Source organism: Xanthomonas cucurbitae (assembly GCF_002939885.1).
GTDB lineage: Bacteria > Pseudomonadota > Gammaproteobacteria > Xanthomonadales > Xanthomonadaceae > Xanthomonas > Xanthomonas cucurbitae.
Map to the genome: position 1 here is coordinate 109,229 of NZ_MDED01000008.1, position 17,032 is coordinate 126,260.

Consider the following 17,032-nt stretch of genomic DNA (forward strand, 5'->3'; position numbering starts at 1 on the left):
AATCGAACCGGCGCATCCGGATCATCCAGACCGGCCGGGGTTGGCTCACGCTGCCTGCTCTGCCTGCAGACGTTCGATGAAGGCCGAAACCGCCATGGTTCCAAGGTCTTCTCCCGAGCGAGTCCGCACGGCAACCGCGCCATTTTCCTTCTCACGGTCGCCGACCACGAGCAGATAGGGCACGCGTTGCAGCGTATGCTCGCGGATCTTATAACCGATCTTCTCGTTACGCAAATCGGCGCTGACACGGAAGCCTTGATTTGCAAGGGTTTTCCGAACCGAGTCCACATATTCGGCCTGAGCGTCGGTAATGTTGGCGACGACGACCTGCACCGGAGCCAGCCAGGACGGGAACGCGCCGGCGTGGTGCTCGATCAGAATGCCGATGAAACGCTCCATCGAGCCGACGATGGCCCGGTGCAGCATCACCGGATGCTTCTTCTGGCTGTTCTCGTCCACATACTCGGCGCCCAGCCGGCCAGGCATCATGAAATCGACCTGCATGGTGCCCAGCTGCCAGGTGCGGCCGATGGCGTCCTTGAGGTGGTACTCGATCTTGGGGCCATAGAAGGCGCCCTCGCCCGGCAACTCCTGCCACTCCACCCCGCACACGCCCAGCGCGCTGCGTAGCGCGGCTTCGGCCTTGTCCCAGGTGGCGTCGTCGCCCAGGCGCTTTTCCGGGCGCAGCGCGATCTTGATCTGGATCTCGTCGAAGCCGAAGTCGGTATAGACCTTCAGCGCCTGCCGGTGAAACGCAGTCACCTCCGACTCAATCTGCCCCTCGGTGCAAAAGATGTGTCCATCGTCCTGGGTGAACCCGCGCACGCGCAGGATGCCGTGCAACGCGCCGGACGGCTCGTTACGGTGGCAGGCGCCGAATTCGCCATAGCGGATCGGCAGGTCGCGGTAGCTGTGCAGGCCCTGGTTGAACACCTGCACATGGCCCGGGCAGTTCATCGGCTTGACCGCGTAGGTGCGCTTCTCCGATTCGGTGAAGAACATCGCGTCCTGGTAGTTGTCCCAGTGGCCGGATTTTTGCCACAGCGACACATCCAGGATCTGTGGGCAGCGCACCTCGCCGTAGCCGCTGTCGCGGTAGACGCGGCGCATGTACTGCTCGACCACTTGCCACAGCGACCAGCCCTTGGGATGCCAGAACACCAGGCCCGGCCCTTCCTCCTGCAGGTGGAACAGGTCCTGCGCCTTGCCGATCTTGCGGTGGTCGCGCTTGTCGGCTTCTTCCATGCGCAGGATGTAGGCGTCCAGCTGCTTCTTGTCGGCCCAGGCGGTGCCGTAGATGCGCTGCAATTGCTCGTTCTTGGCATCGCCGCGCCAGTAGGCACCGGAAATACGGGTCAGCTTGAAGGCCTTGAGGAAGCGCGTGTTGGGCACGTGCGGGCCACGGCACATGTCCACGTATTCCTGGTGGTAGTACAGCCCCATCGCGGTGATGTCGGCGGACATGTCCTCGATCAGGCGCAGCTTGTACTCCTCGCCACGCTGGGCGAACACCTCGACCACCTCGGCGCGCGGAGTGACCTTCTTGATGACGTCGTAATCCTGCGCGATCAGCTCCTGCATCCGCTGCTCGATCGCGGCCATGTCTTCGGGCGTGAACGGGCGCTCGCTATAGATGTCGTAATAGAAGCCTTCGGCAATGACCGGACCGATCACCATCTTGACCTCGGGGTAGAGCTGCTTGACCGCGTGGCCGACCAGGTGAGCGCAGGAATGGCGGATGATCTCCACGCCTTCGGCATCCTTGGCGGTGATGATGCGCAGGCTGACGTCATGGTCGATGACGTCGCTGGCATCGACCAGCTGGCCATCGACCTGGCCGGCGATGGTGGCCTTGGCCAGGCCCGCGCCGATCGACTGGGCGACCTGCATGACCGAGACGGGGGATTCGAATTCGCGGCGGCTGCCGTCGGGGAGCGTGATGTTGATCATGGGCAAGAATAATGATGTCTGGTCTGGCTGCAGCCGGAAGCTGCCATGGGAGGCCTGACCACTGCTGGACAGGCTCGGGGAGAAGCGGGAAAGGTCATGCGGAAGACCGCGTCGCGGGCGCCACGGACACGGGCGCCGCTCGGGATCAGCGGTGGGCGGTGGTAGTGCTCATGTCGCACGCTCGGCCGGCGCGGGGCGCGGGCCACCTTCTCGCAAGGGGTCTTGGAGGTGAATGGTAAACCAATCAGGCGGCCACCGGGCAGCCCGGCACGGGGCCGGCGGGCGCATGGCATGATGCCGGCCACTCGTCCTGCCGCTGCCGACCATGACCATCAAGGGTAAAGCCACCTCGCTGGATATCGCCTACCTGGCCGGCGTGTCGCAGCCGACCGTGTCGCGTGCCCTGCGCGGCAGCCCGATGGTCAACGAGGAAACCCGCAAGCGCATCCTGCGGATTGCCCGCGAGCTGAACTACAAAGTGGACAAGAATGCTTCTTCGTTGCGGCTGCGCAATGCCGGCACGCTGGCGCTGCTGTTCTTCGAAGACCCCACCGCCGACGATTCGCTGATTAATCCGTTCTTCCATTCGATGCTGGGCTCGATCACCCGCGCCTGCGCGCTGCAGGGCTACGACCTGCTGGTGTCGTTCCAGCAACTGTCCAAGGATTGGCAGGCCGACTACGAAGACAGCAACAAGGCCGACGGCATCATCCTGCTGGGCTACGGCGATTACCAACAGTCGCGCCAGCGGCTGCAGCTGCTGGTGGAGCAAGGCACGCATTTCGTGCGCTGGGGCGCGGCGCTGCCGGGCCAACCGGGTATCTCGATCGGCAGCGACAACTACCAGGGCGGGCTGGACATCACCGAGCACCTGTTGGCGCAGGGCTGCCGGCGTATCGCCTTCCTGGGCCATGCCTCCAATCATTACCCCGAATTCGAGGAACGCTACCGCGGTCACGTGGCCGCGCTGGCACAACAGGGCCTGGTTGCCGATGCGGCGTTGCAGTTCGATGCGATCACCACCGAGTCGTCCGGCCATGCCGCGTGCCTGGCGCTGCTCGACAGCGGCCACGCCTTCGATGCAGTGTGCGCGGCCAGCGATCTGATCGCCATCGGCGCGATGCGCGCCCTGCGCGAGCGCGGCCTGCGCGTGCCGCAGGACGTGGCGGTCAGCGGCTTCGACGATATCGCGCTGGCCGCCTCGGTGGCGCCGGCCTTGTCCACGGTGCAGCAGGACACCAAGCAGGCCGGCACGCTGCTGGTGGAAAGCCTGGTGGCGCTGATCCGCGGCGAAGCGGCGCAAAGCCGCACGATTCCGGTGAAGCTGGCCGTGCGCGATTCCTCGCACAGTAGCGGATTGCAGCCGCCGTTGGGCTGGAACCCATCCGGCGCGGAGACTGGCGAGGCGGTGACTGGCAGGGCCGCCGATGGGACTGCCAGGCGCTGAGTCGGGATTCGTCAGCGCATGCATGGGGCTGCAAGAAACGCTTCGTAGGAGCGCACCTGGGCGCGATGAAGCGTTACCGATAATGCCCCGTCGCGCCCAGGTGCGCTCCTACAGATTGCGAACGTCGCGGGCGGCTTGTTCGGCCATCTGGGCGTCGAGTTGCTTGCGCAATGCGGGAAGTGAAACTGGCCGTGCGCGACTCCTCGCACAGCAGCGGGTTGCAGCCGCCGCTGGGCTGGAACCCGTCCGGCGCGGAGACCGGCGAAGCAGTGACTGGCAGGGCCGCCGATGGGACTACCAGGCGCTGAGTCGGGATTCGTCAGCGCATGCATGGGGCTGCAAGAAACGCTTCGTAGGAGCGCACCTGGGCGCGATGAAGCGTTACCCATAATGCCCCGTTGCGCCCAGGCGCGCTCCTACAGATTGCGGACGTCGCGGGCGGCTTGTTCGGCCATCTGCGCGTCGAGTTGCTTGCGCAATGCGGGATCGATGACCGGCGCGTCCGAGAGCAGCACGCGCACGCCGTGCGCCGGGACCTTCGTGACCAGCCGCCCCTGCGCCTGCAGGTGTTCGCCACTGACCGCATCGCGCCAGAGGCCGGGTTGCAGGAAGCGATTGACCACGATGCTGGTGGCTGCATCGCCCTTGTTGAGCAGCACAAGGGCGGTCTGGGTCGTGCCGGCATGCTGATACACGCGCAAAAACGCGGCCTGCTGACCGCGCAGGCTGAGATCGACCTGCACGCCGCGCTGCAATGCCGGGGTCTCGCGGCGCAGGCGTGCGATGCGCTGCAACGGTGCAAAGATCGGGCTTTGCGGCGCCGTACGGATACGCTCCACACCGAAATAATTGCGATTGCCTGCGTGCTCGGCGCGCCCGCGCATGAAGCCGGTTTCCGAGCCGTAATAGATCACCGGGATACCGCGCGCGGTAAATAGCCAGTTGTGCGCGTCGATGAAGCCGGTGTCGCTGGCATCCAGCCGCGCCATGTCGTGATTGTCGTAGAAGCTCATCAGCTCGTAAGGGTTCGCGTACGGACCCTGGCGCAGGAACAAGGGCTTGGCGAGCTTTTCGAAGCCCGCTTGCTCATGGCCGAAGACTGCAGACAGCTGCTGCTTCAACGGAAAATCCAGCACGCTGACGCCGGCATTGCGCGCCCAGGTATGTCCGGCGATCTTGTCGGCGTCGTAGTCGAAGGCTTCGCCGAACATGAAGAATCCCGGGCGTTTCTCGCGAATGCGCGCCACGAAGGCGTGCCAGAAGCGATCCGGCATCCAACCGATGGTGTCGATGCGGAATGCATCGGCGCCCTGCTCCATCCATTGCAGATACGCACCGGCCAGGTAGTCGAGCACGGCCGGGTTGTTCTCGTTGAGATCGGACAGTTCCGCCAGCCCGCCGCCGGTGTTGTAGAAGGCATGCAACGGGTTGTGCTGCGGATCCAGCTGCGCGGGCGGCAGATTTTGATGATCGGCAACCAGGCGCCCCTGCGCATCGTAGAGCTTGCCGAAGCCGGGTTGTGCCACCGGCATGGTGTAGGCCGGCGAACCATGGTTGCCCACGATATCCAGCACCACTTTCAGGTGATTGGCGTGCATGGCGCGGGTGAAACCGGCGAAATCCAGGCCCGGGCTGGGCAGGTGTTCGTCCAACTTGTAGAAGTTGACGCCCCAGTAGCCGTGGTAGCCGGTCTTGCCGTAGTCGCTGAGCGTGCTGCCGCAGGTGATCGGCTTGCCACCGGTGAACGCCTGATCGGGGTTGTCGACGATGGGCGTGATCCACACCGCGCCAAATCCCAGGTCGCGAATGTAGTCGGCATGATCGACGATGCCCTTGAAGTCGCCACCCAGGTAGCCGATGTTGTCGTCGCTGCCATCGGCGCAGGGTGTGGGCACATCGAAGCTGCGATGCGCACCGCCCTGCTCGCGCTGGTCGTTGCCGGTATCGCCATTGACGAAGCGGTCGGTGACCACGAAGTACACCGCATCGGCGGCGAATGGCTCCAGGGTGCCGTAGTACTCCTTCGCCGCAGGCGCCGCGAGCGCCACGCCCGCGTACATCGTCAACACCACACACATCGCACTGCGCATCACTGCCCTCCCGAGGCGACTGGAACCCGCATCACGCAGACGCCGGCGACCAACAGGCTGAGCCCGCCGATGGCCAATGCGTAGATCGGCTGCCCGCCCAGCCACGCACGGAGCACGAAGCCCAGCGCACTGGCAGCGACCAGCTGCGGAATCACGATGAAAAAATTGAAGATGCCCATGTACACGCCCATCTTGGCGGCAGGCACGCTGTCGGACAGCAAGGCGTACGGCAGCGACAGGATCGAGGCCCAGGCAAAGCCGACGCCGAGCATCGACAGCAGCAACCCGTGCGGGTCGCGGATCACCACCATCGACAACAGGCCGGCGGCGCCCAGCCACAGGTTGCACAGATGGCTCCAGCGCAGCCCGATCGCGCGGACCAGCAGGGGGATGACCAGCGCCGCCAGCGCGGCGAAACCGTTGTAGGCACCGAACAGCACGCCCACCCAGTTGGCCCCGTCGTTATAGGCCGCCGATGCGGTATCGGTGGTGCCGAAATGCACCTGGGTCACTGCGGCGGTGGTGTAGATCCACATTGCGAACAGGGCGAACCAGGAAAAGAACTGCACCCAGGCCAGCCGCCGCATGGTGATCGGCATGCTGCGCACATCCTGCACGATTGCCACCAGCATGCTTCCCGCCGGCAGCACCCGCGCCAGCGCCAGCAGTGCGCCGTAGGCGATGCACAGGCCTGCCAGCACATAAAGCATGCGGTCGCCCTGGTGCCAGGCGATGGCGATCGCCAGCAGCACACCCGCGCCGCACCACACTGCACTGGCAGCGGGCGGCGGCAACAGGCCGGCCATCGCTGCGGTCGCAGCAGGTGGATGCGCGTCGTCGAAGGCAGCCAGCTGGCGCGGGCTGTATTCGCGCGTGCGCAGCACTGTCCAGCCGATCGACAGGAACAGCACCGCCGCGCCCAGATAGAACGCATAACGCACGCTGTCGGGCAGCTGCCCCGCGGGCGCGGTATTGGCCACGCCCCACTGGGCCAGCAACCAGGGCAGGAAGCTGGCGACGATGGCGCCGATGCCGATGAAAAAGCTCTGCATCGCATAGCCGGTGGGCCGCTGCGCCGGCGGCAGCTGGTCGCCGACCAGGGCGCGGAACGGCTCCATCGAAATATTGATCGAGGCATCCAGCACCCATAGCGTGCCGGCAGCGATCCACAGCAGCGGTGCATTGGGCATCACCAGCAACGCAAGCGTGGTGAACACCGCGCCCACCATGAAATACGGGCGCCGACGGCCCCAGGAGGTCCAGGTGCGGTCGGACAGATAGCCGATGATGGGCTGCACGATCAGCCCGGTCAGCGGTGCGGCGATCCACAGCCCCGGCACGTCGTCCACTTGCGCGCCCAGGGTCTGGAAGATGCGGCTGGCATTGGCGTTCTGCAGCGCAAACCCGAACTGGATGCCGAGAAAGCCGAAGCACATGTTCCAGATCTGCCAGAAACTCAGGCGTGGCTTTGCGGTCATGGCGCGGCCTCCGTGTCCGCTGCCGGCCCGATCATCAATGCACTCACCTGCGCCGCATTGACCACACCGTCCCGACCGCCACGGCCACCGGTGTACTGGGCAAAATGCGTCAGGGCGCTCATGTTGAAGCCGTCTTCCAGGCGAAACACACAGGCCTGCCCTGCCACGGCATCGAAGCGCACCTGTGTGGACAACTGCTCGCCCACGCTATGCGGCATCACGATCACCTGCGATTGCGGCGGCCTGCCCGGGCACTCCAGCACCAGCCGCTTTACCGCAGCCGTGACGCCGGTATTGATCGGGCCATTGGCGTTGCGATACCGCAACGACACGCGGTGCCGCCCCGTGGATGCGGCGTTCCATGCCCAGGTCTGGCTGCCGGGCAAGGTCTGCGATGGGCCAAGCGTCAGCGACGCACTGTGCAGCGACTCCAGGCCATCCACGCGCCGGGTGAGGCTGACCACATGCTGCAGCCCATCGTCGGGCAATGCGTAATGCCCGGCGGCATCCAGGGCCCGGCCGTCCATGTACAGCGTCGTGCCGGCCGGAATCGCAACCCGATACCGATTGGCCTGCTCCTGCACTTCGGGCGGCATCGGGGTTTCCGGCGCAAACACCTGCGCCGGTTGCGGTGGCGCCGTCAGGTCGGCCTGGCGCCCGACCAGCTGCACCTGCGTGGTCTGGCCCTGCTGCTCGACACGCCCGGCCGCCAGCAACTCGCCCTGGTCGTCGGCCGGGCGCTGCAGCACATACCGGCGCGTGCCCTGCTCCAGCACGATCTGTTGGCGTGCACCGAACAACAGCGGCACCAGGCTGCGTGGCAACTTCGGGGTGACGCTGCCATCGGCGGACAGGCCGAACACGCCTTCCAACACCGCCGACAGATACCCCGCCACCGACCACAGCTGACGCGGGGAATTCACCACCGGGCCGCTGCGCGCGCCCTCTTCCACGTGCACCGCCAAGCGCTGCATGTCGTAATTCTCCATGTTGGAGCCGGCCAGCGCGCTGCCGCGCATCAACGACTGCAACTCCAGCGCGATGCGCGGCGCATCGTCCAGCACACGCGATGCGCGCAAGGCATAGGCGCTGACGAACGGCCAGATGGCACGGTTGTGGTAGATCGGTTGCGCGGCCTCCTGTGGCCACACCACCGGGCTGCCACCGGCCACCATCGGGTAATTGCGCAGCGCCAGGCGTGCGCGTTCCACCGGGAACACCTCGGCCAGCACGCCCAGCGACAAACCCAGCAGATCGACCTTGGCATAGCGCACCGGATGCGCGGCATTGCCCAGGTAGCTCACATACTGCTGGCGGGGCGCATCCCAGAAGCGCGCATCGATCGCCTGCCGCAACGCGTCGGCCCATTGCGCATACCGGGCGGCACGCGCATCGCCGCGCTGGCGCGCCATCTGTTCGGCCAGGCGCAGCGCCTGGTAATGCAACACGTTGGTCGACAGCGCAAAGGACTCGGCGATGAAGCGCACGTCCTCGCGCGTCCAGTCCGGATAGGTCTGCTCGCGCCAGTCCAGAAACGCTGTTTCGCCGCGGTAGAGGCCGATCTGTGCATCGAACACCGCATCGCGATCCTGTGCGAGCGTGGCCTGCAGCGCCTGCCACACCTCGTCGGCAAACGGCTTGTCGTCCAGCAGACCGCGCGCGGCCAGGAACCACACCACCCGGTCGCTGCTGATCGGCCAGCTGCCACCAGAGCCGGTGTCCTGCGCCACAAACAGGCCGGGCGTACGGCCATCGCGTGCAGTAGAGAGCTTGAAGCGCAAGGAGTTGCGTGTGCGCTGCGGCTCCAGCCGCGCCAGCGCCAGATCGGCGGCGAAACTGACATCGCGCGTCCACACGTACGGCCAGCGCTCGCCGGTTTCGAAGCAGGTGCACGGCACTGGCTTGCCGGCGTTGAAGGCCGGATCGCGGATCGCATCCACGCGGTCGTCGGCCATCTCCTGCTGCGCCAGCGCGAACAAGGCATCGAACATCGGGCTGGCGGTGTGCGTACGCATCGGCTGCGCCGCAATGCGGCGCTCGCCCTGCGGCCATCGCAACACGAAACCGCCATCGTCCAGCGCCTGCGCCTGTGCGCGGCGCCCTTGAAATTCCAGCTCATCGGCCACTGCCGACGAGCTTGCCGCAACGCCCAGCGTTGCAGCCATGCAGATCATCTTCAGCATCGAAGCGGCGAAACGGCTTGCGCCGTCGGCCTTCCTCCCTCGTTGCACGCGTTGTGGTGCGTGGCACAACTGCGCCACGGTCGCGGACCCTCCCAGGTGCCGTGGCGCCATGGTAGACGCGCACCTTGCCGTTACGCACCACTGCATACGTATTCATTGCCGACACCGGTACGCAGCATGGTCGGGTGCCGGCGTCGCGCTGCATAGTCGCCGCTTGCGCAACGGCCACCTTGGGAGGGGATATGCCGCTGTCTTCATGTCGAGCACGCTCGACGCTGGGCGCACGCTGGATCGCGCGCCTGCTGTTGCTCGCCTGCATCGCAAGCGTGGCGCCAATGCTGCATGCCGAGGTCACCACGATCGATGTCGCCTCGCCCGGCAAGATCCTGCAGGTGAGCCTGGAGCTGGATGGCGGCACGCCGTACTACCGCGTGCAACGCCTGGGCCAGCCGGTACTGCAGCGTTCACGGCTGGGTTTCAACCTGCGCGATGGGCGCCTGGACCGCGGATTGGTGGTGCTGTCGCAGGCACGCCAGCGTCATGACGACACCTGGGAGCAGCCCTGGGGCGAAACCCGTCTGGTCCGCAACCACTACAACGAATTGCATGTTCGCCTGGGCGAGCGTGACGGTGCGCAGCGCAGCTTCGAGGTGGTCTTCCGCGTCTACGACGACGGGCTGGGTTTGCGCTATCACTTTCCCGAACAAGCCGGCCTGCGCGAAGCGATCATCGACGACGAACTCACCGAATTCGCCATTGCCCAACACGCCGATGCATGGTGGATTCCGGCGGGCGAACCGATCCATTACGAGTATCTCTACCACCGCACGCCACTGAATCAACTCACCCTGGCGCATACGCCGCTCACGCTACGTACCGACAGCGGGCTGCATATCGCACTGCACGAAGCGGCGCTGGTGGATTACGCCGGCATGTGGCTGCGCCGCACCGACGACCAGCGCCTGCGCGCGCAATTGTCACCGGCGGCCGAAGGCTGGAAGGTACGTCGCACCCTGCCCTTCGAGACGCCGTGGCGCACCTTGCAGATCGCCGATCAGGCCACCGGCCTGGTGGAATCGAACCTGATCCTCAACCTCAACGCGCCCAATGCGCTAGGCAATGTGGACTGGGTCAAGCCGTCCAAATATGTCGGGGTGTGGTGGTCGATGCATCTCAACCAGCAGACCTGGGCCACCGGCCCCAAGCACGCGGCAACCACGGCCACGACCCGGCGCTACATCGATTTTGCCGCTGCGCACGGCTTTCGCGGCGTGCTGGTGGAAGGCTGGAATCCAGGCTGGGACGGCGAATGGTTCGGCAATGGCGGCCGCTTCGACTTCACCAGACCCACGCCGGATTTCGATCTTCCCGCATTGAGCAAGTACGCCGTCGGCAAGGGCGTGCATCTGATCGGCCATCATGAGACGGGGTGCGCAGTGGACCATTACGAAGACCAGATCGCCGAAGCGATGGACCTGTACGCACGTTTCGGCGTGGACTCGGTCAAGACCGGCTATGTCTGCGACGACGGCCAGGTGGAGCGGCGCAATCCGGCCGGCGGTGCGCCGCTGCGCGAGTGGCACGACGGCCAGTGGATGGCACGCCACCACCTGCGCGTGGTGCGCGAGGCAGCGGAGCGGCATATCGCCGTCAACGCACACGAGCCGATCAAGGACACCGGCCTGCGCCGCACCTATCCCAACTGGATGTCGCGCGAAGGCGCGCGCGGCATGGAATACAACGCCTGGGGCCAGCCACCCAACCCGCCCGAACACGAGGTCAACCTGGTGTTTACGCGACTATTGGCCGGGCCGATGGATTACACGCCGGGCATCGTGAGCCTGAAAGGCCGCAACGGCCAGGCGATTCCCAGCACGCTCGCCCGCCAGCTCGCGCTGTACGTGACGCTGTACAGCCCGATCCAGATGGCTGCCGACCTGCCCGAGCACTATCTGCAGCACCGCGATGCGTTCCGCTTCATCGAGGATGTGGCGGTGGATTGGGACCAGACCCGCGCGCTCAATGGCGAGGTGGGTGACTACGTCACCATCGCGCGCAAGGACCGGCACAGCCGCGAGTGGTTCCTGGGCAGCATCACCGACGAACACGGCCGTCTGCTGCAGGTGCCGCTGGGTTTTCTCGAGCCGGGCGTACGCTATACCGCGCAGATTTATCGCGATGGCGATGGCGCCGACTATGTGAGCAACCCGTTCGCCTTCGCGCGCGAAGAGCGCCAGGTCGGCAGCAGCGACACCCTGGAGCTGCGGCTGGCACCGGGCGGCGGGCAGGCGATCCGCTTCGTGCCGGTGGGTGGCGCACGTTGAGCGACACCGTTGCGACGGCCCGCATGCAGGGCCGCCGCCAACGATTGCATGCCATCGCGGCACCGCGCCGCTGCGGATGCAGCATTCCGGTCGCCTGGCCACCCGCAGCAAGCCACACGGTATGACCGAAAGCCGCGCATGGAATCGATTTCATCGCCAACGTGGCGGTTGAATACGTATGCAGTGGCCGTTTGCACGCAGGCGCGATGTCTACCATACGTTGCAGTCGCGACGCCTTGCACGACGCACGACGCAGCATCTCCAGGCATCTGCCGGATCAAAATTCAAAGAACAACATGTACCTGGGAGGGGAAAATGTTGAAGCACGAGCGCTCCGCGCTGAGTATCGCCCTGGCCGTCGCCATGGCACCGACGTTGGCAGCCGCGCAATCGGCAACGCCTGCGCAAACCACCACCACCGCACAGACCGCGTCCGAGCCGGCCGCCGGCGAGGTCACCGAGCTGGACAAGGTCCAGGTCACCGGCCTGCGCCGCGCGATCGAAGGCGCCATTTCGGTCAAGCGTGATTCCACCTCCATCGTGGAAGCCATTTCCGCCGAAGACATCGGCCGCCTGCCGGACGTGAGCATCGCCGAATCGCTGGCGCGCCTGCCCGGCCTGGCTGCACAGCGCGTGGCCGGCCGCGCGCAGGTGATCAGCGTGCGCGGCCTGTCGCCAGACTTCTCCACCACCCTGCTCAATGGCCGCGAAGTGGTCAGCACCGGCGACAACCGCAGCGTGGAATTCGACCAATATCCGTCCGAACTGGTCAGCGGCGTCACCGTCTACAAGACGCCCGATGCCGGGCTGGTCGGACAGGGCCTGTCGGGCACGGTGGACATGCAGACCGCACGCCCGCTCAGCTACAACGAGCGCGTCATTGCCATCGGCGGCCGCTACCAGCGCAATTCGCTGGGCAAGGCGGCCAATGTCGACCCCTACGGCAACCGCTTCAATGTCAGCTACATCGACCAGTTCGCCGACCGCACCATCGGCCTGACCATCGGCTACGCGCATACCGACATGCCGATCCAGGAAAACCAGGTAGGTTTGTACGAACCCTGGCAGACGGTCAACGCACAGCGCCAGCGCCCCGGCGTTGCCGACGGCGTGTACTTCTCCGATGGCATCAAGGCCTTGCGCCGCACCGGCAACCAGAAGCGCGACGGCGTCATGGCCACGCTGCAGTACCGCCCGTCCAACGCCTGGACCAGCACGCTCGACGCCTTTCACACCGAAGCCGAGCAGATCGATACCGCCAACCAGTTCGAGCTCAACCTGAGCAACTACAACGGTGGCTACACGCCGGGCCTGAACATCACCGATGTGCGGGTCAACGACAACGGCAGCTTCATCGGCGGAACCGCCAGTGGCGTCTATCCGCTGGTGCGCGGCATGTACAACAAGCGCGAAGACAAGATCGACGCCTTCGGCTGGAACAACGAGATCTCCGCCGGCGCCGTCAAGATCATCGCCGACCTGAACTACTCCAAGGCGACCCGCGACGAGTTGAACCTGGAGAACAATCTCCAGCGCGCCCCCATGCCGCAGCTGGACACGGTGGGCGTGTCGGTCGTCGGCAATGGCTTCTCGCAGCTGGCGCCGGGCATGAATTATTCCAATCCGGACGAGCTGTTCCTCACCAACACCATCTACGGCTCCGGCTACGGCAAGGTGCCGCGCGTGGAAGACGTGCTCAAGGGCGCGCGCCTGCAGGCCAGCTTCCCCATGCCCGAAGCACTGAGCTGGTTTTCCGATCTGGACGTGGGCGTCAACTACGCCAATCGCGAAAAGCAGAAGACCCAGCCAGAAGGCAACATCACGCTGGGCGCGCAGGGCGAAGCCACGGTGGCGGCGGACCTGCAATACGCCCCGGTCAATCTCGGCTTTGCCGGCCTCGGCTCCCTGCCCGCCTGGAATGTGCCGGCCACCGTGTCGCGCTACATGCTGTTCAACCCCAGCGACGACGCCTCGTTCTTGGTCTCCAAGGCCTGGACGGTCGAAGAAAAGATCACCACCGCCTGGCTGCGCGCCAACATCAATACCGAATGGGGCGAAGTAGGCGTGCGCGGCAACATCGGCGTGCAACTGCAAAGTGCCGACCAGTCCTCGCAGGCCAATTACTGGGATGCCTCGCAGCCGGCCGGCAGCGAAGTGCGTCCCATCGACGATGGCAAGAAATACCGCGACTGGCTGCCCAGCCTGAATTTGGCGTTCCAGTTCCCGTACGAGCAGACGCTGCGGTTTGCGATGGCCAAGCAGGTGGCGCGCCCGCGCGTGGACCAGCTCCGCGCCTCGCTGGAATTCGGCGTGGATACCTCCACCGGCCGCCCCGGTGCCAGTGGCGGCAACCCCATGCTCGACCCGTGGCGTGCCAACGCCCTGGACATCTCCTATGAGAAGTACTTCGCTGATCGCGCCTATGTAGCGGCAGCGTTCTTCTACAAGGATCTCAAGAGCTATATCTACACCCAGAGCCGCGACAACTACGATTTCTCGGCATTGGTCGCCGGCTACGTGCCGCCGCCGGGCTCCGCACCGGTCCTGACCACCGGCACCTTCAGCGCACCGTTCAACGGCAAGGGCGGCACGCTGCGCGGCGTCGAACTTACCGCCTCGTTGCCGCTGGACCTACTGTTCGCCCCGTTGGAAGGCTTCGGCATCCAGGCCAGCGCCACCTTCAACGACAGCGACGTCAAGATCCGCGACCCGGAAAGCGCCTCCAGCGTGGGCGATGGCGAAATCAGCCTGCCCGGCCTGTCCGAACGCGTCTACAACCTCACCGCCTACTACGAGCACAAGGGCTTCGAGGCACGCGTGAGCCAACGCCGTCGCTCGGACTTCATCGGCGAGATCGGCAACTTCAACGGCAACCGCACCTTGCGCTATGTGGTCGGCGAAAACATCACCGACGCGCAGATCAGCTACAACTTTAGCGACAGTAGCAGCCTGGCTGGCCTGACCCTGCTGCTGCAAGCCAGCAACCTCAGCAACTCGCCGTATCGCACCTATGCAGAGTCCAAGGATCGCCCGCTCGAATACATCGAATGGGGCCGCACCTTCGTGCTGGGCGTGAACTACAAGTTCTGATTCGCTGCAGGTAGCGCTCAAGCCCTCCCTCACGGGGCGATAAGCGGAAGGTATCGCCATCGAAAAGCCGCCGACTGACTATCGGCGGCTTTTCTTTTGAATGCGCGCAACCGCCTTTCTGGTGGACACGACCACTATCATTGGAGCAGATGTCACGCGCCTTGCGTCGCTTGCCGGGCACAGCATGTTACGTGCGCCCTGATTCGTCGCCTGACAATCGTACAAAAAGCGAGGCATCCCACTGAAATGCCTCGCCGGTGTCACCCGATCACGCTCATACCCGCCGGTAAAACGGTGGTGTCAGCCCTCGTCCGTAGCGCAAACCACCGCGTGCCCAGGCAAGCTCACCCGCCCATGTTCGATCACGCCACGCTCCACCCCCGGCACATCGATCTGCCCCCATGCACCTGCAGGCAGCACAATTTTGGCGACGTCGGAAGACAAATTGAAAGCCAACAGCATGACCTGGCCCGCATGCTCACGCCGGAACATCAGCACCGGCTCAGCCGTGTCGTAGAACGTGATCGCTCCTTCGCACAAGGCCGGTATGCGCTTGCGCCAGGTAAGAAACGCCCGCACCGCGCTCAACACCGAGTGCGCATCGCCCTGCTGCACACTCACCGCGGCCCGACGGTGCGGCTCGGCCATGGGCAGCCACGGCTTGCCGCTGGTGAAACCCGCCGACGGCGCATCGGTCCACGGCATCGGCGTGCGGCACCCGTCGCGCCCCTTGAAGGTTGGCCAGAACGTGATGCCATAGGGATCCTGCAGATCTTCGAACGCCACATCCGCCTCGCCCAATCCGAGCTCTTCGCCCTGATACAGACAGACCGAGCCACGTAGCGAACACAGCAGCGCCACCACCATCTTCGCAAATGCTAGCGACGCCTCCTCGCCACCCCAACGCGTCACCGCCCGCACCACGTCGTGATTGGAAATCGCCCAGCATGGCCAGCCTTCCAGCATGGTCGCCTCAAGCCGGCTGACCGTCTCGCGGATATAGGCAGCGCTGTAATCCTGCACCAACAGCTCGAAGCTGTAGCCCATGTGCAGACGGCCCTTGGCGGTGTACTCGGCCGTGGTCGCCAACGAATCCTCCGAAGAAATCTCGCCCAGGCTCACCGCATTCGGGTAACCATCGAGCAACGCGCGCAGGCGCTCCAGGAACGGCAGATTCTCCGGCTGGGTATTGTTGAAGTAGTGGTACTGATACGCGTACGGATTGTCCGCACTGAACCCGCGCCCTACCCGCTTATCCGCCGGCTTGGCCGGGTTGTCGCGCAGCTGCGCATCGTGGAAGCAGAAGTTGATCGCATCCAGGCGGAATCCATCCACCCCGCGCTCCAGCCAGAACCGCACATTGTCCAGGGTCGCCTGCTGTACCTGGGCATTGTGGAAATTGAGATCCGGCTGACCCACCAGGAAGTTGTGCAGGTAGTACTGCTCGCGCCGCGGCTCCCACTGCCATGCCACACCGCCGAACAGCGACAGCCAATTGTTGGGCGGCGTACCATCCTCACGCGGATCGGCCCACACGTACCAGTCCGCCTTCGCGTTGGCCTTGTCCTGCCGGCTTTCCTGGAACCAGGCATGGTCGATCGACGTATGGCTCAGCACCTGGTCGATCATCACCTTCAACCCGAGCGCATGCGCCTTGTCGAGCAAACGATCGAAATCCTCCAATGTGCCGAACAACGGATCCACCGCACGATAGTCCGCGATGTCGTAGCCGAAATCGGCCATCGGTGACTTGAAGAACGGCGAGATCCAGATCGCATCCACACCCAGCCCCGCAATGTAGTCGAGCTTGGCGATGATGCCTGGCAGATCGCCCACCCCATCGCCATTGGAATCGAGAAAACTACGCGGATAGACCTGATAGATGACGGCCCCGCGCCACCATGGTGTCTGCAACATGCACGCCCCTCCCGGGCCACTGCTGGCAGCCAACACGGCCGCCGGCCAAGGGCGCTAGCCTAGCGGCGTAGTGGGCCATGAGCGCACGCGTGCATACGTATTCATTGTCATGCCGTCGTCTGCTGCAAAAATTCCAATTGGAAAATCGCTATTTCGTCGCGCGGGTCATTTCCGACACCACCACCTGGTACTCGGCATCGGTCAGCTTGAGCCCGTCGATGTAGTCGTCGCGGCTGGCATTGGGGTTGGGCAACAACACCATCGTGGCGGTCTGCTCGATCAGCGTTGCGGCGATGTCGCTGGCCAGCGCGTCTTCCGGGCTCTGCGTGGCGAAGATCCCCAGACCGTTCTGCTTACGGATGGTCTTCTGCTTGTTCTTGGCAAATTCCTTCAGCCCGCCCTTGCCATCCAGGATCTTCCAGAACTCGTCCATCACGTAGATCAGCGGACGGCCGTCGATTAGCGCTTCCAGCCGATGCAGCAGGTAGTTGATGACCGGCACGCGCACCTCGGCGTTGTCGATCACGTCGGTGTAGTCGAAGCCGATGATCGA

The 17,032-nt window shown here is 64.8% G+C and carries 8 protein-coding genes and 2 pseudogenes; 4 read left to right on the forward strand and 6 right to left on the reverse strand.

Annotation, left to right across the window (positions count from 1 at the left end; translation table 11 throughout):
- Positions 1-45: 45 nt before the first annotated feature.
- Complete coding sequence (thrS, locus tag XcuCFBP2542_RS06520; protein ID WP_104602793.1) at positions 46-1,950, reverse strand: threonine--tRNA ligase; 1,905 nt, start codon at positions 1,948-1,950, stop codon at positions 46-48.
- A gap of 325 nt (positions 1,951-2,275) precedes the next feature.
- On the opposite strand from thrS, the gene XcuCFBP2542_RS06525 reads away from it, so the two are divergent.
- Together XcuCFBP2542_RS06525 and XcuCFBP2542_RS06530 are read left to right on the forward strand one after the other, a co-directional pair.
- Entirely contained in the window at positions 2,276-3,397 is a 1,122-nt protein-coding gene (locus XcuCFBP2542_RS06525; RefSeq protein ID WP_167526883.1) for a LacI family DNA-binding transcriptional regulator, read from the forward strand.
- Positions 3,398-3,576: 179 nt separating this feature from the next.
- Positions 3,577-3,705, forward strand: a pseudogene (locus tag XcuCFBP2542_RS06530) (LacI family transcriptional regulator); the annotation flags it as partial.
- A gap of 108 nt (positions 3,706-3,813) precedes the next feature.
- Here XcuCFBP2542_RS06530 and XcuCFBP2542_RS06535 read toward each other — a convergent pair.
- From XcuCFBP2542_RS06535 to XcuCFBP2542_RS06545, 3 genes are read right to left on the reverse strand one after another with little or no spacing between them, the layout of a single operon-like run.
- A complete protein-coding gene (locus tag XcuCFBP2542_RS06535) occupies positions 3,814-5,487 on the reverse strand; it encodes an alpha-amylase family glycosyl hydrolase (protein ID WP_170066959.1) in 1,674 nt (557 codons plus the stop codon).
- Positions 5,487-6,965, reverse strand: a complete 1,479-nt coding sequence (locus tag XcuCFBP2542_RS06540; RefSeq protein ID WP_104602796.1) for an MFS transporter — start codon at positions 6,963-6,965, stop codon at positions 5,487-5,489. Before XcuCFBP2542_RS06540 ends, XcuCFBP2542_RS06535 begins: the two co-directional genes overlap by 1 nt.
- A complete protein-coding gene (locus XcuCFBP2542_RS06545) occupies positions 6,962-9,148 on the reverse strand; it encodes a glucosidase family protein (protein ID WP_104602797.1) in 2,187 nt (728 codons plus the stop codon). The genes XcuCFBP2542_RS06540 and XcuCFBP2542_RS06545 overlap by 4 nt, the downstream gene beginning before the upstream one ends.
- Before the next feature lie 242 nt (positions 9,149-9,390).
- On the opposite strand from XcuCFBP2542_RS06545, the gene XcuCFBP2542_RS06550 reads away from it, so the two are divergent.
- A complete protein-coding gene (locus tag XcuCFBP2542_RS06550; RefSeq protein ID WP_104602798.1) occupies positions 9,391-11,472 on the forward strand; it encodes a glycoside hydrolase family 97 protein in 2,082 nt (693 codons plus the stop codon).
- 315 nt (positions 11,473-11,787) lie between these two features.
- Positions 11,788-14,562 (forward strand): TonB-dependent receptor, encoded by a 2,775-nt coding sequence (locus tag XcuCFBP2542_RS06555; protein ID WP_104602799.1) that lies wholly within the window; start codon positions 11,788-11,790, stop codon positions 14,560-14,562.
- Between the two features lie 300 nt (positions 14,563-14,862).
- Here XcuCFBP2542_RS06555 and XcuCFBP2542_RS06560 read toward each other — a convergent pair whose 3' ends face one another.
- Both XcuCFBP2542_RS06560 and XcuCFBP2542_RS06565 read right to left on the reverse strand, forming a co-directional pair.
- Positions 14,863-16,479: an alpha-amylase family glycosyl hydrolase gene (locus XcuCFBP2542_RS06560; RefSeq protein WP_104602800.1), complete on the reverse strand. Its 1,617-nt coding sequence runs from the start codon at positions 16,477-16,479 to the stop codon at positions 14,863-14,865.
- Positions 16,480-16,651: 172 nt separating this feature from the next.
- Positions 16,652-17,032: pseudogene (locus XcuCFBP2542_RS06565) on the reverse strand (TraG/VirB4 family ATPase); the annotation flags it as partial.